Source organism: Rhizobium sp. S163, assembly GCF_030380805.1.
Taxonomy (GTDB): domain Bacteria; phylum Pseudomonadota; class Alphaproteobacteria; order Rhizobiales; family Rhizobiaceae; genus Rhizobium.
The window spans coordinates 864828-886671 of the sequence record NZ_JAUDSA010000003.1 but is presented as its reverse complement, the minus strand read 5'-3'; the positions used below and the strand labels follow the sequence as shown (position 1 = coordinate 886671).

The following is a 21844-nucleotide window of genomic DNA, read 5'->3' as shown; positions in this document are numbered from 1 at the left end:
GCCGAGCGCCCGTTTTCTGGTTGCAACCTGAAAGTGGTAAATTATCCCTCGTTTCCGGGTGGATCTGGAAATTTGATTTACGTCCCTCGATAAATTCAGCCGGCAATTGATTGAATTTTTACGATAGGGGGCTAATATTACCTATAGTTGCTTATGCAGTCGGCCGGCCCGCTGGTCGATGACGCAACTGTTCCCCTCTGGAGGTTTTGAAGACCTTCATGACTACGGCCACCGTCACGAGCGGTGGCTTTTTTTTGGCCGGGCGATGGCGCTGGCCGTTCGCGGAACTTTGTCCGATGGCCGCCGTTCTCTCCTCAGATGTGCAAAGGAGACAATTCATGCAGGTCATCGGCACGCAGGTCATTCCAGAGCAGGGCGGGAGACGAGGATTCACGGTCGAGTTCGTCGGCAGGGGCGGCGAGGTCGTGTCCGTGCTGTTGCGCAAGGACATGGATCGGACGCTGACGTCGAACAATGCGATCGATCGCGCCAAGGCCGTGATGGGCGAGTTGGCGTCGTTCGATGAGACCGCCGCGCTTTCGAGCGTGGAAACCGGCGCGGCGCAGCCGAGCGCCCGGGCAGCCGGCGATGTGGACGAGATGGAAGATCAGCTGGCGCAGGGGCTGGAAGACAGCTTTCCGGCAAGCGATCCTGTATCGGTCACTTCATCCGCCATTCCGACGGGCAAGGTGCGCAAGCACTAGACCGCTCTCTCCACGCCCGGGATCGCGCAGGCCTCACCACCGCCGAACATGCGCGAGCGGGTGAGGAAGCGCTTTTCCCGGCCGTTATCCAGCGAAAACATTCCGCCGCGACCGGCGACCACGTCGATGATCAGTTGGGTGTGCTTCCAGGCTTCGAACTGGCTGGCGCTGATGTAGACGGGTACGCCTGATATTTCGCCAAGCTTCACGTCATGGTCCCCGACGATGAAATCATCGGCCGGGTAGCACATGGGCGAAGAACCGTCGCAGCAGCCGCCGGACTGATGGAAGAGGATGTCGGGATAATCGCGCCTGATCTCGTCGATCAGGGCGACTGCGGCGTCTGTTGCGAGAACGCGGGGTTCTCCGTTGACTGTGGTGTCCATTGTTTCCTCCCAAATGGTCCCGCTCCCACATGATATCGTTCCCTCAAACGAAAATCCCCTCCCTTTTCAGGGAGGGGTTTGGGAGGGGTGTTGCGGATGCCCTCCCTGCTGTCGAAAAGGCTCAGAAGAAACCGAGCTTCTTTTCGCTGTAGCTGACCAGCATGTTCTTGGTCTGCTGATAGTGGTCGAGCATCATCTTGTGGGTCTCGCGGCCGATGCCGGATTGCTTGTAGCCGCCGAAGGCCGCGTGGGCCGGGTAGGCGTGGTAGCAATTGGTCCAGACGCGGCCGGCCTGGATTTCACGGCCGAAGCGATAGGCGCGGTTGCCGTTGCGGGTCCAGACGCCGGCGCCGAGACCATAGAGCGTGTCGTTGGCGATCGACAGCGCTTCGGCTTCGTCCTTGAAGGTGGTGACTGAGACGACCGGGCCGAAGATCTCTTCCTGGAACACGCGCATCTTGTTTTGGCCGGCAAAGATCGTCGGCTTGATGTAATAGCCGCTTGCCAGTTCGCCGCCGAGGTCGTTGCGCGAACCGCCGGTCAGCACTTTTGCGCCTTCCTGCTTGCCGATGTCGAGATAGGCGAGGATCTTCTCCATCTGCTCGTTGGAGGCCTGGGCGCCGATCATCGTAGCACTATCGAGCGGGTTGCCCTGGACGATGGCTTCCACGCGCTTGACGGCGCGTTCCATGAAGCGGTCGTAGATCTTTTCATGCACCAGTGCGCGGCTCGGGCATGTGCAGACTTCGCCCTGGTTCAGCGCGAACATCGCAAAGCCTTCCAGCGCCTTGTCGAAGAAGTCGTCATCCTCGTCGGCCACGTCGGCGAAGAAGATGTTGGGCGACTTGCCGCCGAGTTCGAGCGTGACGGGGATGAGGTTCTGGCTGGCATATTGCATGATCAGCCGGCCCGTCGTGGTTTCGCCGGTAAAGGCGATCTTGGCGATGCGCGGGCTGGATGCCAGCGGCTTGCCTGCTTCGAGGCCGAAACCGTTGACGATGTTGAGAACGCCTGGTGGTAGCAGGTCGCCGATGATCTCGGCCCAGACGAGCAGCGAGGCGGGGGTCTGTTCAGCCGGCTTGATGACGACGCAGTTGCCGGCGGCAAGAGCGGGCGCCAGCTTCCAGGCGGCCATCAGGATCGGGAAGTTCCAGGGAATGATCTGGCCGACGACGCCGAGCGGTTCATGGAAGTGATAGGCGACGGTGTCGTTGTCGATTTCGCCAATCGAGCCTTCCTGGGCGCGTACGCAGGAGGCGAAGTAACGAAAGTGGTCGATGGCGAGCGGAATGTCGGCGGCCATGGTTTCGCGGATCGGCTTGCCGTTGTCCCAGGTCTCGGCCTGCGCCAGAACTTCCAGCTTATCCTCCATCCGCTGGGCGATCTTCATCAGGATATTGGCGCGTTCGGTAACCGAGGTGCGGGCCCACTTGTCCTTGGCGGCATGGGCGGCATCGAGCGCTGCGTTGATGTCCTTTTCGCTGGAGCGGGGAATTTCGCAGAGCTTGCCGCCGGTGACGGGGGTGATGTTGTCGAAATACTTGCCTTCGATCGGCTCGCGCCATTCGCCGCCGATATAGTTCCCGTATTTCAGCTTGAACGGCGACTCGACGATTTTCTGATGCAGCATGTCATCCTCCCTTGAGATGAGCCAGGTTCGGACGTGAACCCGTGGGAGGAAATCTGCGCGTCTTTTGTGTCGAGATACAGCGGCACCGAGCGATACCGCAGCGCACAGTGTCGCATCGCTGCTACATCAGTGCCGGCTACAACAGGGTCAATGCAGATTGAGCTTCTTCATCTTGCGATGCAGCGTCGCGCGGCTCATGCCGAGCGCGATCGCGGCCTGTGAAACGTTGCCGCTGGAGCGGGTCAGCGCCCTCAGCAGTGCCGCGCGTTCGGCCTCGATCAGGTCCTCGTCGTCGGACATGCGGGTCTCGTGCAGGGCATCGGCGGCCGGGATCCCTGCGGCGATGCTGCGGTCGTCGAGCTTCAGCGCCAGGCGCGCGGCGCGGGTGGCGCCGAGCACGAGATCGTGGCGATCGACGGCAAGAAGGGCGGCCGCCGGGTTGGCGCCTGCGGGCACCATCACGAAGCGGGCGCCGGCATAGGCGCTGCGGAAGAGGTTGATCTCGATGCGCATCGCGGCATCGCGCACCATCTGGGCGAGAATACCCAGCGTCATCTCGTTGACGTCGTCGCGGCAGGTGGAGATGTCGAGCGCGGCCGCGAGTTGCCCGCGATGATCGCGGATCGGCGATGTCGTACAGCTAAGCTTGATGTTGGAGCAGAAGAAGTGCTGGTCGCGAAAGATCGAAACCGAGCGCTCGTCGGCCAACGCCGTGCCGATGCCGTTGGTGCCGATGCTGGCTTCGGTCCAGACCGAGCCGGTCCAGAGGCCGAGATCGTGAAACTCCTTGTCGTCACCGATCGCGCCGCGGCGTTCGAGCGCGATGCCGTCGCGGTCGGTCAAAAGCAGGCAGCAGCCGGCTTTTCCAGCGGTGGTGAAAAGGCGGTCGAGCTCGTCGGTGGCGTTGGCGATCAGCTGTTCGGATTGTTCGCGCGCCCGCTTGAATTCCTGGTCCATAAGGCGAAGCGGCGTGCGTCGCTCTTCCGGCGCCAGCTGGTGCATGGCGATGCAGCGGCGCCAGGAGGCGACCACCGAAGAACTTGCCGCGGCTGAATCGCGCTGCGTGCACGTATAGACATGCTCCGCATGGGCAGAGTGTTCGTGCATCGGGGTTCCTCCCATCAAAGAGCTGCAGCTCCTACCACCACAGATCATCGACAGGAGTGTGACGAAAACTAATGTTCTTGGCAACTCGCAGCAATGTGAGCGTTTGCTTGGACTTTACGGCGCTCATCGGACCTGTCTCAGATTTGCGACAGTTGGACATATCACGGATGCACGGAACTTTCCGGCTACTGCGTTGTTTCTGCTTCAATCGGCAAGGGAGGCAGGTTTCGATGACGCATGTTCGCAAGACCGAGCAGAAACGCAGCCATTTCGATGCGCGCGACAGGCTGATCATCGCGCTCTACGCCCAGCTGAAAGCCGAGCGCGAGACCCGCGAGACGCTGGAGTGGGTGATCCGCCATGGCGCGCTGTCGAGCGAGGTGCTCGAGGCGATCGCTGGCGATCCTGTGCCTGTCGTCACCAGCGACGATATTGCTTCGGTGGAGAAGATCGTGGCGCTTGATCAGCGCCGGCGGCGCAACAAGGGGCGGGAGGAATAGAAATGGCAGCGCGGGCTAGCTGGAAGGGGCATCTGAAGGTGGGCGATCTCGTCTGCGCGGTGGGGCTCTACACCGCGGTATCGGTTGCCGACCGTATCTCCTTCAACATCATCAATCGCAAGACCGGCCATCGCGTCGAGAGGCAGTTCATCGACAGTGAGACGGGAAAGCCGGTGGAGCGCGACGATCAGGTGAAGGGCTACCGGCTGGATAGCGGCGATTACGTCATGATTGAGGGCGAGGAGCTTGCGGCGTTCGCGCCCGAGAGCGACAAGCTTCTGACGGTGCAGGGCTTCGTTCCCTATGACGAGATCAACAAGCTCTATTTCGACCGGCCCTATTATCTGGCGCCGGTCAGCGAGGACGACGAAGAGGCGCTGGCGCTGATCGCGCGGGCGATGCGCGACCAGAAGGTGGCTGCACTCGGCGAAGCCGTTCTGTTCCGCAAGACGCGGACGGTGCTCATCAGGCCGCAGGACGATTGCATCGTCGCGACCACGCTGAACTATGATTACGAAGTGCGCAACGCCGAGACGGTGTTCAAGGATATTCCCGATATCAAGTTCGACAAGGAAATGATCGAGCTCGCCGGCCATATCATCGGCACCAAGAAGGGCAGCTTCAATCCCCGGGATTACGAGGATCGCTACGAGGCAGCACTTGCCGAACTCGTGCAGGCAAAGATCGAGGGCAGGGCGCTGCCCAAGCGCAAGGCCGAGCCGAAGGGCAAGGTGATCGACCTGATGGAAGCGCTGCGTGAAAGCGCGAAGATGAGCGGGAAAGCGGCGGGCAAGACCGCCGCCAAGAGTGCCGCGCGCGGTAACAGCGGATCGAAGAAGGCGAGCTGACGATGGCGCTCGAGACCTATCACGCCAAGCGCGATTTCAAGCGGACGCCGGAGCCGCGGGGCGGAAAGCGGGCCAGTGCTGCGCGCGACAGCAATGCGCTGAGCTTCGTGATCCAGAAACACGACGCGACGCGGCTGCATTACGACTTCCGGCTGGAAATGGGCGGGGTCCTGAAGAGCTGGGCGGTGACGCGCGGGCCGAGCCTCAACCCCGACGACAAACGGCTGGCCGTGCATGTGGAAGACCACCCGCTCGACTATGGCGACTTCGAGGGCATCATTCCGAAAGGCGAATATGGCGGCGGCACCGTCATCGTCTGGGATCGCGGGACATGGGCGCCGCATGGTGACATGCACAAGGCCTACAAGAAGGGCCATATGGAATTCGACCTCGATGGCGACAAGCTGAAGGGGCGCTGGCATCTGGTGCGGATGCACGGCAAGCCCGGCGAAACCAGGGAGAACTGGCTACTGATCAAGGCCGAGGACGAGGAGGCGCGCGCCAAGGGCGATATCCTGAAGCTGCGGCCTGAATCGGCAAAGACCGGCCGGAAGATCGAGGAGGTGGCCAAGAACCCGGATGCCGCGTGGCACTCGCGGCCGAAGGGTGCGGCTAGCGCGAATGGTGCCAAGGCGTCCGCTCCCCGACCGAAGGCCGCGAAGGCCAAGGCGGCTTCTCGTCAATGGCCGGATGGCGCGGTCAAGGCTGATTTGCCCGAATTCATAGAGCCGGCGCTTGCCAAGCTGAAGCCGAGACCGCCTGCGGGTGAGGATTGGGTCCACGAGATCAAGTTCGACGGCTACAGGCTGCAGATCAGGATCGACCACGGCAAGGTGACGATGCTGACCCGCACGGGCCTGGACTGGACGGAGCGGTTCGGCGGGACCCTTGCCAAGGCGTTTTCGGACCTGCCGGTGCAATCGGCCCTGATCGATGGCGAAGTGGTGGTCGAGCGCGACAATGGCGCTTCGGATTTTTCCGCGCTGCAGAGCGATCTCAGCGAGGGCCGCAAGGATCGCTTCGTGTTCTACGCCTTCGACCTGCTGCATCTCGATGGGCATGACATGCGCGAGGTGTCGCTGCTTTCGCGCAAGGCGTTGCTGGAAACGCTTCTTTCGCACGATTATCCGATGCTGCGCTACAGCAGTCATTTCACGGAAAAGGGGTCTCTGGTGCTCGACCACGCCTGCGGGCTCGGGCTGGAGGGCGTGATCTCCAAGCGCGGCGACAGCTCTTATAGCTCGGGGCGCACGGGCGAGTGGATCAAGTCCAAATGCTCGAAGCGGCAGGAGTTCGTGATCGGCGGCTTCGTGCCCTCGACAGCGACGAAGGATGCCATCGGTTCGCTGGCCATGGGCTACTACAAGGGCGGCAAGTTGCAGTATGTCGGGCGTGTCGGCACCGGATTTTCGGTCGCGACGGCCAAGATGCTGCACGATCGTCTCTCGGAGGACCGGCAGACGAAAACCGCCTTCGACGATGCGCTTTCGGCCGAGGCGCGGCGCGGGCTTGTCCACGTCAAGCCGAAGCTTGTGGCGGATGTGGAGTTTCAGGCATGGTCGGCCGACGGCAATCTGCGGCATGCCGCATTTCGCGGGCTGCGCGAGGACAAGGCGGCGGGGGATGTGATGCGCGAGACCGAGAAAAGCAAGGCCGAGCCGGCGCCGCAATCGAGCGTCGCGCTCACCCATCCCGATCGCATCTACTGGCCGGACGAGGGCGTCACCAAGCAGGGACTTGCGGACTATTACGCGCAGGTCTGGCGCTTCATGGAGCCCTTCGTGATCAACCGCCCGCTGGCGCTGCTGCGGTGCCCTGACGGTATTGCCGGGCACCAGCGCTTCTTCCAGAAGCATGCCTGGAAGGGGATGAACGCCCATATCGAGGAGATCGCGGACCCGAAAGACAGGGGTGGCGAAAAGCTGCTGCGCATCGGCGATTTCGACGGGCTGGTCGCTTTGGTGCAATCGGCCGTCCTGGAGATCCACCCCTGGGGGGCGACGACCGCGAGCTTCGAGAAGCCGGACATGATCACCATGGATCTCGATCCGGCCGACGATGTCGCCTGGCCCGAGGTGATCGAGGCGGCCGAAGAGCTTAAACAGCGGCTCGAGGCGGCGGGGCTGGCGGCCTTCGTCAAGACCTCCGGCGGCAAAGGTCTCCATGTGGTGACGCCGCTGAAACCGAAGGCGGGGTGGGTCCAGGTCAAGGCCTTCGCCAAAGAGCTGGCGGACGCAATGACGAAAGATCAGCCGGAAAAGTATCTGGCGACCGCCACCAAGGCGAAACGCAACGGCAAGATCTTCATCGATTACCTCCGCAACGGTCGCGGCAACACCGCCGTCGCCGCCTATTCGACCCGCGCGCGGCCGGGCGGCGCCGTATCGATGCCGCTCGATTGGAATGAGCTTACGGAGGAGATCGGCCCCGCCTATTTCACGGTCGCCAACACGCCGTCGCGGATGAATTCGCTGGCAAGCGATCCCTGGGCGGATTTCTTCAAGGCCGCCGCGCCGCTTGAAAAGCGCAAGTAAAGATTGCCAGAGGTTGGCCGAGAGCTAGTGCTTCGGCCGTCCGCCATCCTTGGCGATGCTCTTCTTCAGCGCGTCCATGATATTGACGACGTTACCGGTGGATTTGACCGGCGTGCGCTTTGATGCCTCCACGGGCTTCGGCAGGCTCTTCTGCTTGGCGCGGATCATCGCCCGGATACGCTTCTGCACGGGATCGGTGACCATCGAGGGTTTCCATTCCTCGGTGCGGTCCTTCACCAGCTTGCTCATCAGCGCCAGCACCTTCTGATCCGCTTTGGCGGCAAGATCGACCGTCCCGGCAGGCTCGCGGACCTCGTCGCCGAAATGCAGCGTCCAGAGCACGATGCCCTTGCCCTGCGGCTCAAGCAGCACGGCACGTTCGCGGCGGTAGAGCACGAGGCGCGCTATGCCGACGACATCGTTTGCCTTCATCGCCTCGCGGATGACGCAGAAGGCCTCGACGCCGACCTTGTCTTCCGGCGCCAGGAAATGCGGCTTGTCGTACCAGATCCAATCGATCGAGCCGCGCGGCACGAAGCTCGATATATCGATGGTGCGGGTGCTCTCCAGCCCGACCTCGCTGATCTCGTCATCCTCTAGAATAACATAGTCGTCTTCGCCGCGCGGATAGCCCTTGACCTGATCCTTGTCCGAGATCGGCTTGTGTGTGACGCTGTCGACGTAGCGGCTTTCGACGCGATTTTTGGTCTTGCGGTTCAACACATGAAACCGCAGCTGGTTACTGTCCGTGGTCGCTGGCGTCAGTGATACCGACGCGGTCACGAGCGACAGCTTGAGATAACCCTTCCAATAGGTCTGACGCGCCATCCGATGCCGGCGCCTTGGCGCCCCTCCAAGCCGCAATGCGGCGATGCCGCTTCAACGGTCGCTGAGATTAAATCCAGCGAAAGGTCGCGTTGCCGCGCTTATCTACCTTGCTGAGCTCGATGGAGACCCATCGTCCATTTGATGTGTCGGAGAGGCGGACGCTCGGCTTTCCGAAAATCATTCCGAGAAAGCGCGGACAGCCGCGAATTTTGCCGCCGCCGTCATCGGCTGTAAAGATGCACTGACGGGACATGGATGTCCCGGATACTGCTATTATTCCAGTCTTAGGCATGTGTGGTTCCCGTCACTATCATGCTATCACAGGGGATAGTTGCGCGGCTTTCCCTCCATGGCAAGCCTAAAGTTCACCGTTTCGTGATATTCAGAAGCTTCGTATGAAAGCAAACGTTAACCTTCATCTATGTTCAAGGACATAGCCGGCGGCCGCTAACAATACACCCGATTGGATGATGCGGTGCAGCATCAGTGGGAGAAAATGCTGCGCCTGCGGGTTGAGGTGATTTGCGCCAACAGCTATCTGGTGCCTGCATGTGCGGATGATCCGCAGACAAGAGGGCGCCGCTACATGATTCCTGAATTTCTCGTCACGCATTCCGGTGGCTTCCACGCCGACGAACTGCTCTCCACCGTCGTTCTGACCCGGCTTTTTCCCGAGGCGCGCATCGTGCGCAGCCGTGCGCCGGAATGGATCACGCCCGGTCCCAACAGGATTATCTATGATGTCGGCGGCGCCTATGATGCTGATGCTGGTATCTTCGACCATCACCAGCGCGGCGCGCCGCTGCGTGACGACGGCCAGCCCTATAGCTCGTTCGGCCTGATCTGGAAGCATTTCGGCCGCGACTATCTCGCCGCATCGGGTGTTCCGGAGGCTGACATCGAGGACATCCACGCCTCCTTCGACGGCAGCTTCGTCCTGCCGATCGATCTCACCGATAATGGTGCGCTGAGCCCCTCCGGACCGTTGGCCGGGCTGACGCTGCCGGCACTTCTGGAAACGCTGAAGCCCGTCTTCGACGAGACCGATCCCGGCGCCGACGACCGTGCATTTCATGCCGCACTCGCCATTGCCCGCAGCTTCGTCGAGGCGCGGATCGGCAAGAGTGCTGCGAAGCGCAGGGCCGAGGCGCTGGTGCACAAGGCGATCGTCGCTGCCGGCGAGAACCGCGTGCTGGAACTGCCGATGGGCATGCCCTTCCGCCCCGCCATCGTCAAGGCCGGCGCCGATCACCTGCTCTTCGTCGTCCACCCGCGCGACAAGGATTGGTGCGTGACCGGCATTCGCCGCGAGGAAGAAGGCTTTGCGCTGCGCGCCGACCTGCCGGCCGCCTGGGCTGGCCTCACCAACGGCGACCTCGAAGCCGCCTCCGGCGTTGAAGGCGCCAGCTTCTGCCACAACGGCCGCTTCATCGCCGCCGCCAAGAGCCGCGAAGCGGCGCTGAAGATGGCGGAGATTGCGGTGGCGGAGATGGTGAAGGAGGCGTAGGGGCGTTGTGAGCCAAGTGCTTTTCAATCGTCTCCCACCGTGCGCGGCACGACTGCGACAAGGCGCTATTGTTCTCCGCTAATTAGCTGATCTCGGTGTGCCGACCACACCTGATAGCGACGCCGGTCTGCAAATAGCTGTAGCGGATCGGCGACACTAGGCGTGCGCTATCTCCGGATCCAGGATTTTGAAATCAAGAACGCGCTTGCAAGAGCCGGAAGTGCGAGAGCAACATAGTACGTGACCGCGATCCGGCAGGTATCGGCGACAGGCACTGTCATCCCAGGTGCTCCCTCCAACTTGAAACTTGCGCTGGTGAAAAGAGCAGCGCACGCGGCATAGATTGCTGCCATGGCATTGGTGTAGAGGGTCGCGCTCTCCAATTCTTTGCCTTTCATGCTGTATCCAGCGCTAACCGCCCAAACAAGCGCTGAAAATATTGCCATATAGGCAGCGCCCTGAGTTGCGAAATGCGTCAATGGCACGTCTGCACCTGCGGGAGTAGAGTGCATCAAGGTTGGAAAAAAACCTATAAAAATGCCGATAACTCCAAGAACGTGTGTGATACAGGGCGGGCGGGTAGTCATCTCGTTACTCCTTAAACGTGAAACATGCGCCTGCGTAGCGGTAAGGTTCTAACCGCGAGTTATCACAGCGGTCGATCTATAGGAAAAATCATAACCACCATAACGAGTTCCTACGCTAACGAACGAGGCCGACGTGACGGCTGTCAATGCGGATGATCTGATCATTCGTATTCGTGGGACCAAGCTACGCTTTGGCGCTGCCATCCAGCGCATTGAGGGCAATCCCGGATATGTCAATCTCGAAGAGAAGCCATTGCAAACAATCGGCAACCTGTTCGGCACGGGGTTGTCACCTTTGTCTTAGGTACGGATTGTCACCTATGTGTCCGGGTCGGACAAAGACAGAGATGGTGGGCCCGGAGGGACTCGAACCCCCAACCAAGCGGTTATGAGCCGCCGGCTCTAACCATTGAGCTACAGGCCCTGGCGGCCTTTGCGGCGCCTTGCAGCGGCGCAATGGTTCGCCGGTGCTCGTTGCGTCTAACGCAATTTCAGAGCGGTCACAAGTCATTGCCGCAATAGCTTCACAATCAAACGGCAAGAGGGATCGGTAAGTCACAATCGGGGAGTGAAACAATGCCATTTCCAAATACCAAAAGCTTTGCAGCCGGTCTCTTTCTCAGCCTGCCGGTGGTCGCCGCAGCCTCCATGCCGGCATTCGCGGCCGATGCGCCGCGCCAGGCGGTCATCACCGTTATCGGCGAGGGGCGGGCGACGATGGCGCCTGATATGGCGGTCTTGACCTTCTCCGTCGTCAAGCAGGAGAAGACCGCGCGCGAGGCGCTCGACAATAACAACAAGGCGATGAGCGATGTGCTCGCTGCGCTGAAGAAGGCCGGTATCGCCGAGCGCGACCTGCAGACCTCGGGCTTTTCCGTGCAGCCGCAATATCGCTATCCGCAGGGGACCGACGGGCAGCAGCTTCCGCCCGAGCTCATCGGCTACCAGGTTTCCAACGCGCTGACGGTCCGGGTGCGCGATCTCTCGAAGCTCGGCGGGATCATCGATCAGTCGGTGACGCTCGGCGTCAATCAAGGTGGCGATATCCAGTTCACCAATGACAAGCCCGACAGTGCAGTCGAAGAGGCGCGCAAGAATGCGGTGGCCGATGCCATCTCGCGGGCCAAGACGCTCGCCTCCGCCGCCGGCGTCAAGCTCGGCAATGTCATCGAGATCAACGAAAACGGTCCGCGGCCGCAGCCGATGCCCGTCATGCGGGCGGCGATGATGAAGTCGGAGGCCGATTCAGCCGTGCCGATCCAGGGTGGCGAAAGCAGCTACAACATCCAGGTGAACGTTACATTCGCGATTGCCCAGTAGCGCGATCCGCCCCTTCGTTAATCTAAGTTACCAAAAGATTGCCGTTGATATTCGCTTGGATATCAACGGCTTATCTTTTTGTGGACACAGCTGTGGCGAGGCTGCGGCAGAAAAGCGCTTTATCACGCGTATATTACACTATAACATCGATCGTGTTATTCGGTCCGGCCGGGAACTTGAGTTCTGCTTTCGGCGTTAATGCGGACCGATGAGGAGGAATTGGCTTTATCCCTGCAAAGAGGAGACAGACATGTCGAATGCCTTGCCGCCACTTCACAATGGGCACGCCCCGTTCACCCTTCAAGAGCTCTTTCGCGACGCTCTTTATGCGTTTGAAGAGTGGGATGCGGAACTGACCGAACCGATCGTCACGTTCGAAGGCCGGGTGGTTCCGATCAGCAGCGTCTTCGAGGCCATGCGCCAATGCGACGACATCGTGCCGATGAATATCGTCGGCGCCGTTACCGAGCGACTGACGAAACCCTGGGAGGGCGAAGGCCCGCTGGACCAGATGACGTTTTCGACCGCCGCTCGCGTCATGGGCGTGCTGGTGCGCAAGCGCCTGCATGCGACCGGAACGCCCGATATCGTGGCCGTTGCCGTCGTTCCGAACGAACGCCGCTCGCGCGGTTGATCTTTCGATGCCGCGGTCGCTTCGGCGGCCGCGTCTCGCACTCGAGCCCTAGATTGGGGCTCCTTTCGGCGCTCGATTGATGCGCCACACGCGACCTAGAGGTCGAACGCTTCCTTCAGTCCCTGTCCCTTGCGCTCCCGCAGATCGAGGTCGGCTTCGATATGCGCGATGTGATGCACCATGAGATGACAGGCGCGGTCCAGATCCTTGGCTTCGATCGCCGAGACGATATCGCCATGCTCGTTGTGGCCGCAGCTCGATATGGTGGACTGGCCGTAGAGCGCGATGACAAGCGAGGAGCGGGCGACGAGTTCTTCCATGAAGCGCTGCATGATCGTATTGCCGGAGATGGCGGCAAGCGTCAGGTGAAAATCGCCGGATGCCTTGATCTCGGCGCGCCGCGCCGTCTGGCCGCGCTCGCTTATCAGGCGGCTTTCTTCCAGCAGCAGCTGTCTGAGGTGTTGGATCTCTGACGTCGTGATCCGTGCTGCCGCCTCGCGCAGGATGCCGGGCTCGATCAGCCGGCGGGCGGCGAAGATCTGTTTGGCCTCGTCAGGCGAGGGGTAGGCCACGAAGGCGCCGCGGTTCTTCTCGACGCTAACAAGCCCCTCATAGGAGAGCGCCTGCAGGGCTGCGCGCGCCAGCGTGCGGCTGACGTTGAAGAGGTTGCCGACATCGCTTTCCGACAGCTTGGTTCCCGGCGACAGGCGACGTTCGACGATCGCGTCGCGAATGGCATCGCGGATCTGCTGCGCGCCTGTTTCGGCGGGCTCGTCGGTCGTCAGAAGCGCGTTGGCTGCGGAGTTCATGAAGCGGGATGTCCTGTGATCGGCCGATGATAGCCATATTCAGCCGAAAAGTTAAACGGAATTTGCGATCAATGCAGCGGTAAAATTGTATACGATTATTTGCGCAAATTGCAGACGAAAGCCTATTTCATGTGCAGGCATATCTGAGGCTTGAATTTTAGGCATTTGGATATTTCCAAGAAAATTCAATATTCGTAATGACTTGATGCGTTGCAGCAGAAACTGGCACGGCGAATGCATCGTATTCCTCGAACAGGGGAAGACACGATGTCGAAAGCGGCAGAGATCGATATAGCATCCGTTTCGAAGGTGTACGGCGCCACCACCGCCGTGCACGCAATCAGCCTTAAGATACCGGCTGGTTCCTATTGCTGCTTCCTGGGGCCATCGGGCTGCGGCAAGACGTCGACGCTTCGGATGATTGCCGGGCACGAGAGCATTTCGTCGGGCGATATTCGCCTGGGCAATACTGTCGTCACCGATTTCCCGCCGGCCAAGCGCGGCACGGCGATGATGTTCCAGTCCTACGCGCTCTTCCCGCATCTCGACCTGATCGACAACGTCGCCTTCAGCCTGAAGATGAAGGGCGTGGAGAAGGAGGAGCGGCGGGCCAAGGCGCTGGAGATGCTGAAGCTGATGCAGATGGAGGCTTACGCCAACAGACGTCCGGCGCAGCTTTCCGGCGGCCAGCAGCAGCGCGTGGCGTTGGCGCGCGCGCTGATCACCGATCCCGAGGCGCTGCTCCTCGACGAGCCGCTGTCGGCGCTCGATCCGTTTCTGAAGATCCGCATGCGCGCGGAGCTCAAGAAGCTGCAGAAGACGCTCGGCATCACCTTCGTGCATGTCACGCACAGCCAGGAAGAGGCGATGGCGCTCGCCGATATCATCGTCATCATGAACGACGGCAAGATCGAGCAGGCCGCCACCCCGCGCAAGGTGTTCGAAGAGCCGGCGACCGCCTTCGTGGCGCGTTTCATGGGCGATCACAACGTTCTGGCCGGCCGCGTGACATCCGCCAAGGACGGCGTGATCACGCTCGACGTTCCGGAGGGGCAGAGCTTCACGGTGCGCGGCGCGGGCAGGGAGGTCGGCGAGGTCATCGATATCGGCATCCGCACGGACCGGGTGCGTCTGGCTGCCGCCACCGACAAGACGCTCGGCTTCAACGGCATCGTCTCCAACATCGAATATCGCGGCGCCTCGGTGAAGATCACCGTGGTCGGCGCGGGCAGCGATGACTTCACCGTCATTGCGTCCGACGGCGATTATTTCGCCAACCCCGCATCGGTCGGCGATGCGGTGTCCCTGAGTTGGGCCCTGGAGGACGCCGTTCTCCTTGGCCGCGTTTCGGCATGAATCTCAATTACCACAAAAACCAGAGGGAACTGACATGACTGATACAACGAAAACCACCAAGAAGGGTCTGCTCGACAAGGGTGTGTCGCGCCGCGGCCTGCTGAAGACCGGCGCCGCCGCCCTTGGTGCGGCCGCAGGCTCCGGGCTCATCACCGGTTTCCCGACCATTTGGGCGCAGTCCAACATCACGCTCCGCCAGTTCGGCACCGGCGTTTCCAACATCAACGCCATTGCCGAGCAGTGCAAGAAGGACCTCGGCATCACGCTCGAGATGACGGCGACCGATTCCGACGCCGCCGCCCAGCGCGCCGTCACGCAGCCCGATAGCTACGATATCGCTGACATCGAATACTGGATCCTGAAGAAGGTCTATCCGACCGGCGTCATCCAGCCGATGGATGTGAAGAAGCTGAAGTATTACGACAAGGTCGTTCCCCTCTTCAAGAACGGCAAGCTGAAGCCGGATAGCGTGATCGCGCAGGGCACGGCGCCGCACACGGTCGGCTATGTCGAGAGCGCCGATGCCAAGACCTTCGCCAAGGGCGAGACCGAACTCTTCACCATGATGCCGACGATCTACAATGCCGATACGCTCGGCATTCGCCCCGACCTCGTCGGCCGCGAAATCTCGACCTGGGCCGATATCATGGACCCGAAGTTCAAGGGCAAGACCTCGATCCTCAACATCCCGTCGATCGGCATCATGGATGCCGCGATGATCATGGAAGCGCTTGGCAACATCAAATACGCCGACAAGGGCAACATGACCAAGGAAGAGATCGACAAGACGATCGAATTCCTGATCAAGGCCAAGCAGGACGGCCAGTTCCGCGCCTTCTGGAAGTCGTTCGACGAGTCGGTCAACCTGATGGCATCGGGCGAAGTCGTGATCCAGTCCATGTGGTCGCCGGCCGTCGCCGCCGTCCGCTCCAAGGGCATCGCCTGCAAGTATCAGCCGCTCAAGGAAGGCTATCGCTCGTGGGGCGGCGGTCTCGGCCTTGCCTCGCACCTCAAGGGCGCAGAGCTCGACGCGGCCTATGAATACATCAACTGGTACACATCCGGCTGGGTCGGCGGCTACCTCAACCGCCAGGGCTACTACTCGGCCTGCATGGACACCGCCAAGGGCTTCATGACCGAGGACGAGTGGGGCTACTGGATCGAAGGCAAGGCCGCCAAGGGCGATATCCTTTCGCCCGAGGGCAAGGTCATGGAGAAGGCCGGTGCGGTTCGCGACGGCGGCTCGTTCGAAGAGCGCATGGGCCATGTCGCTTGCTGGAACTCCGTCATGGACGAGGACCGCTACATGGTTCGCCGCTGGAACGAGTTCATCGCGGCTTAAGGCGATCTGGGATTTCCCCTTCCAATCGCGGGAGGGGAGGTTCTGCCGTGGGTTACCCCCCTCTGTCCTGCCGGACATCTCCCCCACAAGGGGGGAGATCGATCCGTTGTTAGCCGCTCGCCAACCAATAAAGGTCGGACGAGCGGTTGCGCCCAGCCAATCTCCCCACCTGTGGGGGAGATGCCCGGCAGGGCAGAGGGGGGGCGCCACGCAACGCAATGCCAACTGGAAAAGGGATCAGCGATGGCGACGATCGCTTCAGCAGAGACAAACGAGACGACCGAGCGGGTGCGCAGCCCGGGCTTTCGACTGGCGCCATGGGCGGCCTCCTATCTCCAGGCGACGCCGCTCATCCTGATTCTCGGCTTCTTCTTCATCCTGCCTATCGCGATGATCGCGGTGGTCAGTTTCTGGGACTACGACTTTGCCGGTCTCTATCCCGATTTCCTGACGATGAACTACGCCGAGACGCTCGGCTCGTGGGTGACGTGGAAGACCTATCTCAACACGCTGAAATTCACCGTCATCGTCTGGGCGCTCACCGTCTTCATCGGTTTCTGGGTCGCCTATTTCCTCGCCTTTCACATCCGCCGCACGTCGACGCAGATGATCCTGTTTCTGGTCTGCACCGTGCCGTTCATGACATCGAACATCATCCGCATGATCTCCTGGATTCCGGTGCTCGGCCGTAACGGCCTGGTCAATTCGGCGCTGATTAAGATGGGGGTCATCCCGCAGCCGATCGAGTGGCTGCTCTATTCCGATTTCGCCGTGGTGCTTGCCATGGTGCATCTCTACACGCTGTTCATGGTGACGCCGATCTTCAACACGCTGATGCGCATCGACCGCTCGCTGTTCGAGGCCGCGCGCGATGCCGGCGCCAGCGGCTGGCAGATCCTCTGGAATGTCGTCATCCCGCTCGCCAAGCCCGGGATCGCCATCGGCTCGATCTTCGTCGTCACGCTTGTCATGGCCGATTTCTCGACGGTGCAGGTCATGTCCGGCGGGCAGAGCGCCTCGGTGGCGCTGATGATGAAGAACCAGATGTCGCTGCTGCAATATCCGGCCGCCGCCGCCAATGCCGTCGTGCTTCTGATCGTCGTGTTGATGATGGTCGCCGCCATCCTGCGCGTCGTCGATATCCGCAAGGAGCTTTGAGATGAGCCACGAAAAGCGCACGCTCGAATTCTACGTGCTCGCCGCCTTCTTCCTCCTGTTCGTGCTGTTCCTCTACGGCCCGCTGTCGGCGATCCTGATCCTCTCCTTCCAGGGGCCGGATGGCGGCCTGACATTCCCTCTCAACGGGGTCTCCATCCACTGGTTCTTCAACCTGTTCGAAAAGCAGGCGGTGGGTGACTTCGGGGCCTCGTTCCGCCGCTCCTTCTCGCTCGGCCTGATGGTCATGGTCGTCACCGTCGTGGTGTCGCTGCTGGCAGGCCTTGCCTTCCGCCGGCGCTTCCGTGGCGCGACCTTGCTGTTCTATGCGACGGTCGCCAGCCTCGTGGTGCCGTCGATCATCATTTCGCTCGGCATCGGCGTGGTGTTCCAGCAGGGCGGTCTGAGGCCCGCCTGGTATTCCTCGGCCTTCGGCGCGCATCTGACATGGACGTTGCCCTTCGGCGTGCTGATCATGTTCGCCGTCTTCAACCGCTTCTCGCCGGCTTACGAAGAGGCGGCGCGCGATCTCGGGGCGACGTCGTGGCAGACCTTCGTGCATGTCGTGCTGCCGATGATCGCGCCCAGCCTGATCGGCGTCGGCCTGTTCGGCTTCACGCTCTCCTATGACGAGTTCGCCCGCACGCTGATGACCTCTGGAAGCTACAACACGCTGCCGCTCGAAATCTACGGGATGACGACCAACGTGACGACGCCGGTGCTTTATGCGCTCGGCACGGTGACGACGCTGTTTTCCTTCACCATCATTCTCGTCGCGCTCGGCATCATGATGATGCTGCGCGGGCGCCAGGCAAAGACAAGCTGATCTCATGCGCATCCTGATCGTCAATCCGAACACGACATCAAGCATGACCGAGAAGGCGGCGACCGCCGCGCGGCTCGTTGCCGCCAGCGGCACCGAGATCATCGCCGCCACCTCGAGAATGGGGCCGGTGTCGATCGAAGGGCATTATGACGGGGCGCTCGCCATTCCCGGCCTGTTGACGGAGCTGAAGGAGCGGGCAGGGACCTATGACGCGGCCGTCATCGCCTGCTTCGACGATACGGGGCTTGAAGCGGCCCGCAGTTTCGCCGATGTGCCGGTGCTCGGGCTTTGCGAATCCGCAGTCGCCACCGCTGGGTTTCTGGCGCAACGCTTCACCGTGGTGACGACGCTGGAGCGCTCGCGGGTGCTGGTCGACAACCTCGTGCGCCGCTATGGCATGGGCGACCGGGCGAAGGTCCGCGCGTCTGACATTCCGGTGCTGGAGCTCGAGGACGAGGCGTCCGGCGCGATCGGCAAGCTGCGCGCCGAGATCGAGCGGGCGCTTGATGAGGATGGCGCGGAGGCGATCGTGCTCGGCTGCGCGGGGATGACCGATCTGGCGCGCGAGTTGCAGGAGATCTATGGCGTGCCCGTGGTCGATGGCGTTGCCGCTGCCGTCAAGCAGGCCGAGGCGCTGCTGTCGCTGGGCCTATCCACCAGCAAGCGCGGCTCCTATGCGGCGCCGCTTGCCAAGCCGTTTCTCGGCGAGATGAGCAGATTTGCACCCATGCAGGCGGCAGGCTGAGGTCTGTCCCTAGCCGTCGCCCTGCATAGCGTATCACCACGATTCCGCTTTACTTTTTCGCTCTCCTGACGATGCTCAGCAAAAAGCATTGAAGGAGAGGAACAGACATGACCACGCCCGACGACGACCTTGCGCGCATTGCCGAACAGGAGAAGGTGCTGAGCTTCGACAGTTTCGATCTGGCGACGGCATGGCAGCTGGGCAAGCTGCTGCAGGAGCTGGGTTCGGAGCGCGGCCTGGGTATCGCGATCGATATCAACCTTCACTCGATGCCGGTCTTCTACGTGGCTCTTCCCGGTGTCACGCCTGATAACGTCCAGTGGGTGCGCCGCAAGCGCAATCTGGTGCTGCGCTATTTCCGCAGCAGCTATGCCATCGGCCTCGACCTCAAGGCCAAGGGCAAGACGGTTGCGGACAATGGTCTTTCGGACGCCGATTATGCGCCCCACGGCGGCAGCTTCCCGATCAACGTCAAGGGCACAGGTTGCATCGGCTCGGTGACCGTCTCCGGCCTGCCGCAGCGCGACGACCACAATCTCGTCGTCGAGGCGCTGGCACTGATGCTGGCCAAGGATCTGGACGCGCTGCGTCTGGCGTAACGCCTCCCGTAAGCGATTGCCGGCCCGTCATGCCGATCGAGCCGGAACGGCCTACGCCTTCTCGGCCAGCCAGACGGTCGGGGCGCCGAGGATGCCGCCGGTGCGCATCGCCGAGCGCAGTTCCTCAAGCTGCATGAAGGCCTTTGCGGCCTCTGATGTCGCGAATTCGTGGGTGACGGTGATGTCGTTGGGGTTGTCGGCGGATTGGTAGACCGCCTCTGCTATCACGCCGTTTGCCGCCTGCACCGAACGGAAGCCGTCATACACCTTGCGCCAGGCCGCATAGTCCGAAACCTCATGCCGTACGAACACTGTCGTCATGTTCCGCTCCTGCGTTGCATTCACATGTTTCGTTGGGAAGCCCAGGCGTCAGCGTACCACCGATGCGGGGTTCGCGCGCGTGGAAATCGGCTCGCGGGCATTGCGCATCGCACGCCGCTGAAATTGCATGTATGGTGAAGACATCTCGATCAGGAAGCAGGATCGATGACGCGTCGTTTACGCATTCTCGCGGCGTTGCTCTCCCTGGCGCTGATCAGCGCCGGGCCGGCGGATGACGGGCGGTGGTATGCGGGGAGCTACTCGTTTTCCGACGAACTTGGCGGCTTTCGCATCCTCTCCATATCAGGCGTGGGAACGCGGGAGGATCCGATCGAGATCCGCGAGGCGTTCGACAGTCTCGCACCGGTGACGCTGGTGATCCGCTTCGCCAAACCCGCCGAGCTGAAAACAACCGTGCCCGGCTCGTTTCATCTGCGTGTGGTGGCGGTGAACCGGAGCGGGCTGGCGTGGATCGGCTTTGGCTTCGAGCTCCAGGAAATCCGCGGCAAGCCCAGCGATTTCTATGACGGGCTCTCCTTCGGGCAGGCCGATCCCAATCCGGCGCTGATCTCGTCCAGCCGTTTCATGCATTTCGAAAGCCGCTTCGAGAGCTTCGACCGGCTGAATTTCGATGAGGGGCATCTCGATCCCGGCGAGCAATCGAGCTTCGGCTTCTTCGTGTCCGACGTCACGCCGGTTCCGGAGTTCTATCTCGTCGAGGAGCCGCGTATTCCGTCGTCGTGAATGAAGACGGCGCCGTGGATGCGGCGCCGCCTTGTTCACTGTCAGATCTTGCCGCCGGCTTCGGGGATGACCTTGGTCAGGCTGCCGGTCGCCGGGTAGAGGGGGATGAGGCAGGCCTGCAGGGCGTGGTAGATGTCGCCCTTGCCGGGGAAGATGGTGTGGGCGGGGACCATGTCTTCCGTCAGTTCCTCGTGCCAGCCGCCGTTTTTGTGGTCGATGAAGCGACGCTCGATGACGTTCCAGATCTTGCGGTAGCTCTCTTCGTGGTAGCCGCTCGGCAGGTGTTCGTTGAGGTAGTGGGCGGCAGCCGCACCCTCGCAGGCGGGCCACCACATCTTCTGGCGCTTGTCCGGGCGGTCCTCCCAGTCGAGTGTGTAGAAGAAGCTGCCCTTTTCGTCGTCCCAGCCGAGCGCCATTGCCTGCGAGAATAGGCCCTTGGCGGCATCCGGCAGCCATTCCAGCTTCTTGCCGCCGAGCGCCCATAGCTGCAGCAGCAGGCGCGCCCATTCCAGCGAGTGGCCGGGCGTGGTGCCAGCCGGGCGGAACATCTCGTTCGGGTGATAGTAGTTCTTGTCGAGCTTCCAGTTCGTGTCGAAGTGCTCGGCGACGCGCCAGTCGACGGAGCCGGCCGCGCGGCGGATGACGAGGTCGGCGATGCTTTCGGCCTTGGTCAGATAGTCGCGGTTGCCTGTTGCCTCGAAGGCGGCCATCAGGGCTTCGGTCAGGTGCATGTTGGAGTTCTGGCCGCGATAGGTGCCGCCGTCGAGCGGCTGCCAGTCAGCGGTGAATTCCTCGGCGATGGCGCCATGCTTTTCTTCCCAGAACCGGGTGTTCAGGACATCAGTGATATCGGCCAACATGCCGTCGGCGAGTGGATGGCCGATGGTCTTGGCGGAGGAGGCGGCGAGCAGTACGAAGGCGTGGCCGTAGCCCTGCTTGTTGGTGTCGACGGGCCCGTCATTGTTCAGCGACCAGAAATAGCCGCCGTTCTTCTGGTCCCGATGGTGGTTCCAGATGTACTGCATGCCGTGGTCTACGACATCGGATGCGCCGGGGCGACCGAGCAGGGTGCCGATCGAGAAGCAATGGACGGCGCGGGCGGCGATGTGGATGCCGCGCACTTGGCCCTCGGCGTCGAGCGGCTTGCCGGTGTCGTCGAGATCGTAGAACCCACCCTTGGGATTGATGGAATCATGCTGGAAGAAATCGAAGAGGCCATTGGCCTGGGTAAGCAGCCAGTCGCGGTGGTAGGTGCGCGTCGTCCAGTTGCCGAGCGCGGTGTCGCCGATTGCAGGTGCCATGATACTCCTCCGATTTCATACACAATGCTTTGAAATTGCCTATATAGGGGGCGTTCGAGTC

The 21844-nt window shown here is 61.6% G+C and carries 23 protein-coding genes and 1 tRNA gene; 15 read left to right on the top strand and 9 right to left on the bottom strand.

The window, feature by feature from the left end; genetic code table 11:
- The first annotated feature begins 338 nt into the window (after positions 1-338).
- Complete coding sequence (locus tag QTL96_RS04590; protein ID WP_289726846.1) at positions 339-704, top strand: hypothetical protein; 366 nt, start codon at positions 339-341, stop codon at positions 702-704.
- On the opposite strand, the gene QTL96_RS04585 is transcribed toward QTL96_RS04590, so the two are convergent.
- The 3 genes from QTL96_RS04585 to QTL96_RS04575 form a co-directional block, all read right to left on the bottom strand.
- Positions 701-1090 carry a DUF779 domain-containing protein gene (locus QTL96_RS04585; protein ID WP_047505918.1) on the bottom strand — a complete coding sequence of 130 codons (390 nt, stop codon included), beginning with the start codon at positions 1088-1090 and terminating at the stop codon, positions 701-703. The genes QTL96_RS04590 and QTL96_RS04585 overlap by 4 nt on opposite strands.
- Positions 1091-1211: 121 nt before the next feature.
- The gene (gene adh / locus QTL96_RS04580) at positions 1212-2720 is read right to left on the bottom strand and encodes an aldehyde dehydrogenase (RefSeq protein WP_289726845.1); all 1509 of its coding nucleotides are present in this window, start codon (positions 2718-2720) and stop codon (positions 1212-1214) included.
- A 147-nt stretch (positions 2721-2867) separates the two neighbouring features.
- Positions 2868-3827, bottom strand: a complete 960-nt coding sequence (locus tag QTL96_RS04575; RefSeq protein WP_047505916.1) for a helix-turn-helix domain-containing protein — start codon at positions 3825-3827, stop codon at positions 2868-2870.
- A gap of 230 nt (positions 3828-4057) precedes the next feature.
- Between QTL96_RS04575 and QTL96_RS04570 the strand changes: the two genes are divergently transcribed.
- The 3 genes from QTL96_RS04570 to ligD are packed head-to-tail and all read left to right on the top strand — an operon-like array spanning position 4058 to position 7709.
- Positions 4058-4327, top strand: coding sequence for a hypothetical protein (locus QTL96_RS04570; protein WP_113010407.1), 270 nt, complete (start codon positions 4058-4060; stop codon positions 4325-4327).
- A 2-nt stretch (positions 4328-4329) separates the two neighbouring features.
- The gene (locus tag QTL96_RS04565) at positions 4330-5175 is read left to right on the top strand and encodes a Ku protein (protein ID WP_289726844.1); all 846 of its coding nucleotides are present in this window, start codon (positions 4330-4332) and stop codon (positions 5173-5175) included.
- Between the two features lie 2 nt (positions 5176-5177).
- On the top strand, positions 5178-7709 hold the full coding sequence (gene ligD / locus QTL96_RS04560; protein WP_289726843.1) for a DNA ligase D: 2532 nt from the start codon (positions 5178-5180) through the stop codon (positions 7707-7709).
- A gap of 24 nt (positions 7710-7733) precedes the next feature.
- On the opposite strand, the gene QTL96_RS04555 is transcribed toward ligD, so the two are convergent.
- Positions 7734-8537: a Ku protein gene (locus QTL96_RS04555; RefSeq protein WP_289726842.1), complete on the bottom strand. Its 804-nt coding sequence runs from the start codon at positions 8535-8537 to the stop codon at positions 7734-7736.
- Between the two features lie 586 nt (positions 8538-9123).
- Here QTL96_RS04555 and QTL96_RS04550 point away from each other — a divergent pair.
- Complete coding sequence (locus tag QTL96_RS04550; protein WP_289726841.1) at positions 9124-10044, top strand: MYG1 family protein; 921 nt, start codon at positions 9124-9126, stop codon at positions 10042-10044.
- A 167-nt stretch (positions 10045-10211) separates the two neighbouring features.
- On the opposite strand, the gene QTL96_RS04545 is transcribed toward QTL96_RS04550, so the two are convergent.
- Positions 10212-10631: a hypothetical protein gene (locus QTL96_RS04545; protein WP_289726840.1), complete on the bottom strand. Its 420-nt coding sequence runs from the start codon at positions 10629-10631 to the stop codon at positions 10212-10214.
- Positions 10632-10764: 133 nt separating this feature from the next.
- Here QTL96_RS04545 and QTL96_RS04540 point away from each other — a divergent pair, with 133 nt between their 5' ends.
- Positions 10765-10935: a hypothetical protein gene (locus QTL96_RS04540; protein ID WP_289726839.1), complete on the top strand. Its 171-nt coding sequence runs from the start codon at positions 10765-10767 to the stop codon at positions 10933-10935.
- 44 nt (positions 10936-10979) lie between these two features.
- On the opposite strand, the gene QTL96_RS04535 is transcribed toward QTL96_RS04540, so the two are convergent.
- Positions 10980-11055: transfer RNA gene (locus tag QTL96_RS04535), tRNA-Ile, on the bottom strand.
- A 152-nt stretch (positions 11056-11207) separates the two neighbouring features.
- Here QTL96_RS04535 and QTL96_RS04530 point away from each other — a divergent pair.
- Both QTL96_RS04530 and QTL96_RS04525 read left to right on the top strand, forming a co-directional pair.
- Positions 11208-11951 (top strand): SIMPL domain-containing protein, encoded by a 744-nt coding sequence (locus QTL96_RS04530; protein ID WP_289726838.1) that lies wholly within the window; start codon positions 11208-11210, stop codon positions 11949-11951.
- A 250-nt stretch (positions 11952-12201) separates the two neighbouring features.
- Positions 12202-12585 (top strand): hypothetical protein, encoded by a 384-nt coding sequence (locus QTL96_RS04525; protein ID WP_289726837.1) that lies wholly within the window; start codon positions 12202-12204, stop codon positions 12583-12585.
- A gap of 95 nt (positions 12586-12680) precedes the next feature.
- On the opposite strand, the gene QTL96_RS04520 is transcribed toward QTL96_RS04525, so the two are convergent.
- Positions 12681-13394 carry a GntR family transcriptional regulator gene (locus tag QTL96_RS04520; RefSeq protein WP_289726836.1) on the bottom strand — a complete coding sequence of 238 codons (714 nt, stop codon included), beginning with the start codon at positions 13392-13394 and terminating at the stop codon, positions 12681-12683.
- Positions 13395-13661: 267 nt separating this feature from the next.
- Between QTL96_RS04520 and QTL96_RS04515 the strand changes: the two genes are divergently transcribed.
- The 6 genes from QTL96_RS04515 to QTL96_RS04490 all read left to right on the top strand — a co-directional run bounded on the left by QTL96_RS04515 (position 13662) and on the right by QTL96_RS04490 (position 19417).
- Positions 13662-14750 carry an ABC transporter ATP-binding protein gene (locus QTL96_RS04515; RefSeq protein WP_289726835.1) on the top strand — a complete coding sequence of 363 codons (1089 nt, stop codon included), beginning with the start codon at positions 13662-13664 and terminating at the stop codon, positions 14748-14750.
- A gap of 34 nt (positions 14751-14784) precedes the next feature.
- Complete coding sequence (locus tag QTL96_RS04510; RefSeq protein ID WP_113237165.1) at positions 14785-16092, top strand: PotD/PotF family extracellular solute-binding protein; 1308 nt, start codon at positions 14785-14787, stop codon at positions 16090-16092.
- A 243-nt stretch (positions 16093-16335) separates the two neighbouring features.
- Complete coding sequence (locus tag QTL96_RS04505; RefSeq protein ID WP_289726834.1) at positions 16336-17250, top strand: ABC transporter permease; 915 nt, start codon at positions 16336-16338, stop codon at positions 17248-17250.
- 1 nt (position 17251) lies between these two features.
- Positions 17252-18073: an ABC transporter permease gene (locus QTL96_RS04500; protein ID WP_289726833.1), complete on the top strand. Its 822-nt coding sequence runs from the start codon at positions 17252-17254 to the stop codon at positions 18071-18073.
- Between the two features lie 4 nt (positions 18074-18077).
- Positions 18078-18818, top strand: a complete 741-nt coding sequence (locus QTL96_RS04495) for an aspartate/glutamate racemase family protein (protein ID WP_289726832.1) — start codon at positions 18078-18080, stop codon at positions 18816-18818.
- Between the two features lie 107 nt (positions 18819-18925).
- Positions 18926-19417 carry a heme-degrading domain-containing protein gene (locus QTL96_RS04490; protein WP_289726831.1) on the top strand — a complete coding sequence of 164 codons (492 nt, stop codon included), beginning with the start codon at positions 18926-18928 and terminating at the stop codon, positions 19415-19417.
- A 51-nt stretch (positions 19418-19468) separates the two neighbouring features.
- On the opposite strand, the gene QTL96_RS04485 is transcribed toward QTL96_RS04490, so the two are convergent.
- A complete protein-coding gene (locus QTL96_RS04485; protein WP_113010469.1) occupies positions 19469-19738 on the bottom strand; it encodes an antibiotic biosynthesis monooxygenase in 270 nt (89 codons plus the stop codon).
- A gap of 165 nt (positions 19739-19903) precedes the next feature.
- On the opposite strand from QTL96_RS04485, the gene QTL96_RS04480 reads away from it, so the two are divergent.
- Entirely contained in the window at positions 19904-20482 is a 579-nt protein-coding gene (locus QTL96_RS04480) for a hypothetical protein (protein WP_289726830.1), read from the top strand.
- 41 nt (positions 20483-20523) lie between these two features.
- Here QTL96_RS04480 and QTL96_RS04475 read toward each other — a convergent pair whose 3' ends face one another.
- The gene (locus QTL96_RS04475) at positions 20524-21783 is read right to left on the bottom strand and encodes an AGE family epimerase/isomerase (protein ID WP_289726829.1); all 1260 of its coding nucleotides are present in this window, start codon (positions 21781-21783) and stop codon (positions 20524-20526) included.
- Positions 21784-21844 lie beyond the last annotated feature (61 nt).

Excerpts from the sequence above, each read along its gene's own strand:
- QTL96_RS04590 (WP_289726846.1), top strand. The coding sequence starts at position 339 with ATGCAGGTCATCGGCACGCAGGTCATTCCAGAGCAGGGCGGGAGACGA.
- QTL96_RS04585 (WP_047505918.1), bottom strand. The coding sequence starts at position 1,090 with ATGGACACCACAGTCAACGGAGAACCCCGCGTTCTCGCAACAGACGCC.
- adh (WP_289726845.1), bottom strand. The coding sequence starts at position 2,720 with ATGCTGCATCAGAAAATCGTCGAGTCGCCGTTCAAGCTGAAATACGGG.
- QTL96_RS04575 (WP_047505916.1), bottom strand. The coding sequence starts at position 3,827 with ATGCACGAACACTCTGCCCATGCGGAGCATGTCTATACGTGCACGCAG.
- QTL96_RS04570 (WP_113010407.1), top strand. The coding sequence starts at position 4,058 with ATGACGCATGTTCGCAAGACCGAGCAGAAACGCAGCCATTTCGATGCG.
- QTL96_RS04565 (WP_289726844.1), top strand. The coding sequence starts at position 4,330 with ATGGCAGCGCGGGCTAGCTGGAAGGGGCATCTGAAGGTGGGCGATCTC.
- ligD (WP_289726843.1), top strand. The coding sequence starts at position 5,178 with ATGGCGCTCGAGACCTATCACGCCAAGCGCGATTTCAAGCGGACGCCG.
- QTL96_RS04555 (WP_289726842.1), bottom strand. The coding sequence starts at position 8,537 with ATGGCGCGTCAGACCTATTGGAAGGGTTATCTCAAGCTGTCGCTCGTG.
- QTL96_RS04550 (WP_289726841.1), top strand. The coding sequence starts at position 9,124 with ATGATTCCTGAATTTCTCGTCACGCATTCCGGTGGCTTCCACGCCGAC.
- QTL96_RS04545 (WP_289726840.1), bottom strand. The coding sequence starts at position 10,631 with ATGACTACCCGCCCGCCCTGTATCACACACGTTCTTGGAGTTATCGGC.
- QTL96_RS04530 (WP_289726838.1), top strand. The coding sequence starts at position 11,208 with ATGCCATTTCCAAATACCAAAAGCTTTGCAGCCGGTCTCTTTCTCAGC.
- QTL96_RS04525 (WP_289726837.1), top strand. The coding sequence starts at position 12,202 with ATGTCGAATGCCTTGCCGCCACTTCACAATGGGCACGCCCCGTTCACC.
- QTL96_RS04520 (WP_289726836.1), bottom strand. The coding sequence starts at position 13,394 with ATGAACTCCGCAGCCAACGCGCTTCTGACGACCGACGAGCCCGCCGAA.
- QTL96_RS04515 (WP_289726835.1), top strand. The coding sequence starts at position 13,662 with ATGTCGAAAGCGGCAGAGATCGATATAGCATCCGTTTCGAAGGTGTAC.
- QTL96_RS04510 (WP_113237165.1), top strand. The coding sequence starts at position 14,785 with ATGACTGATACAACGAAAACCACCAAGAAGGGTCTGCTCGACAAGGGT.
- QTL96_RS04505 (WP_289726834.1), top strand. The coding sequence starts at position 16,336 with ATGGCGACGATCGCTTCAGCAGAGACAAACGAGACGACCGAGCGGGTG.
- QTL96_RS04500 (WP_289726833.1), top strand. The coding sequence starts at position 17,252 with ATGAGCCACGAAAAGCGCACGCTCGAATTCTACGTGCTCGCCGCCTTC.
- QTL96_RS04495 (WP_289726832.1), top strand. The coding sequence starts at position 18,078 with ATGCGCATCCTGATCGTCAATCCGAACACGACATCAAGCATGACCGAG.
- QTL96_RS04490 (WP_289726831.1), top strand. The coding sequence starts at position 18,926 with ATGACCACGCCCGACGACGACCTTGCGCGCATTGCCGAACAGGAGAAG.
- QTL96_RS04485 (WP_113010469.1), bottom strand. The coding sequence starts at position 19,738 with ATGACGACAGTGTTCGTACGGCATGAGGTTTCGGACTATGCGGCCTGG.
- QTL96_RS04480 (WP_289726830.1), top strand. The coding sequence starts at position 19,904 with ATGACGCGTCGTTTACGCATTCTCGCGGCGTTGCTCTCCCTGGCGCTG.
- QTL96_RS04475 (WP_289726829.1), bottom strand. The coding sequence starts at position 21,783 with ATGGCACCTGCAATCGGCGACACCGCGCTCGGCAACTGGACGACGCGC.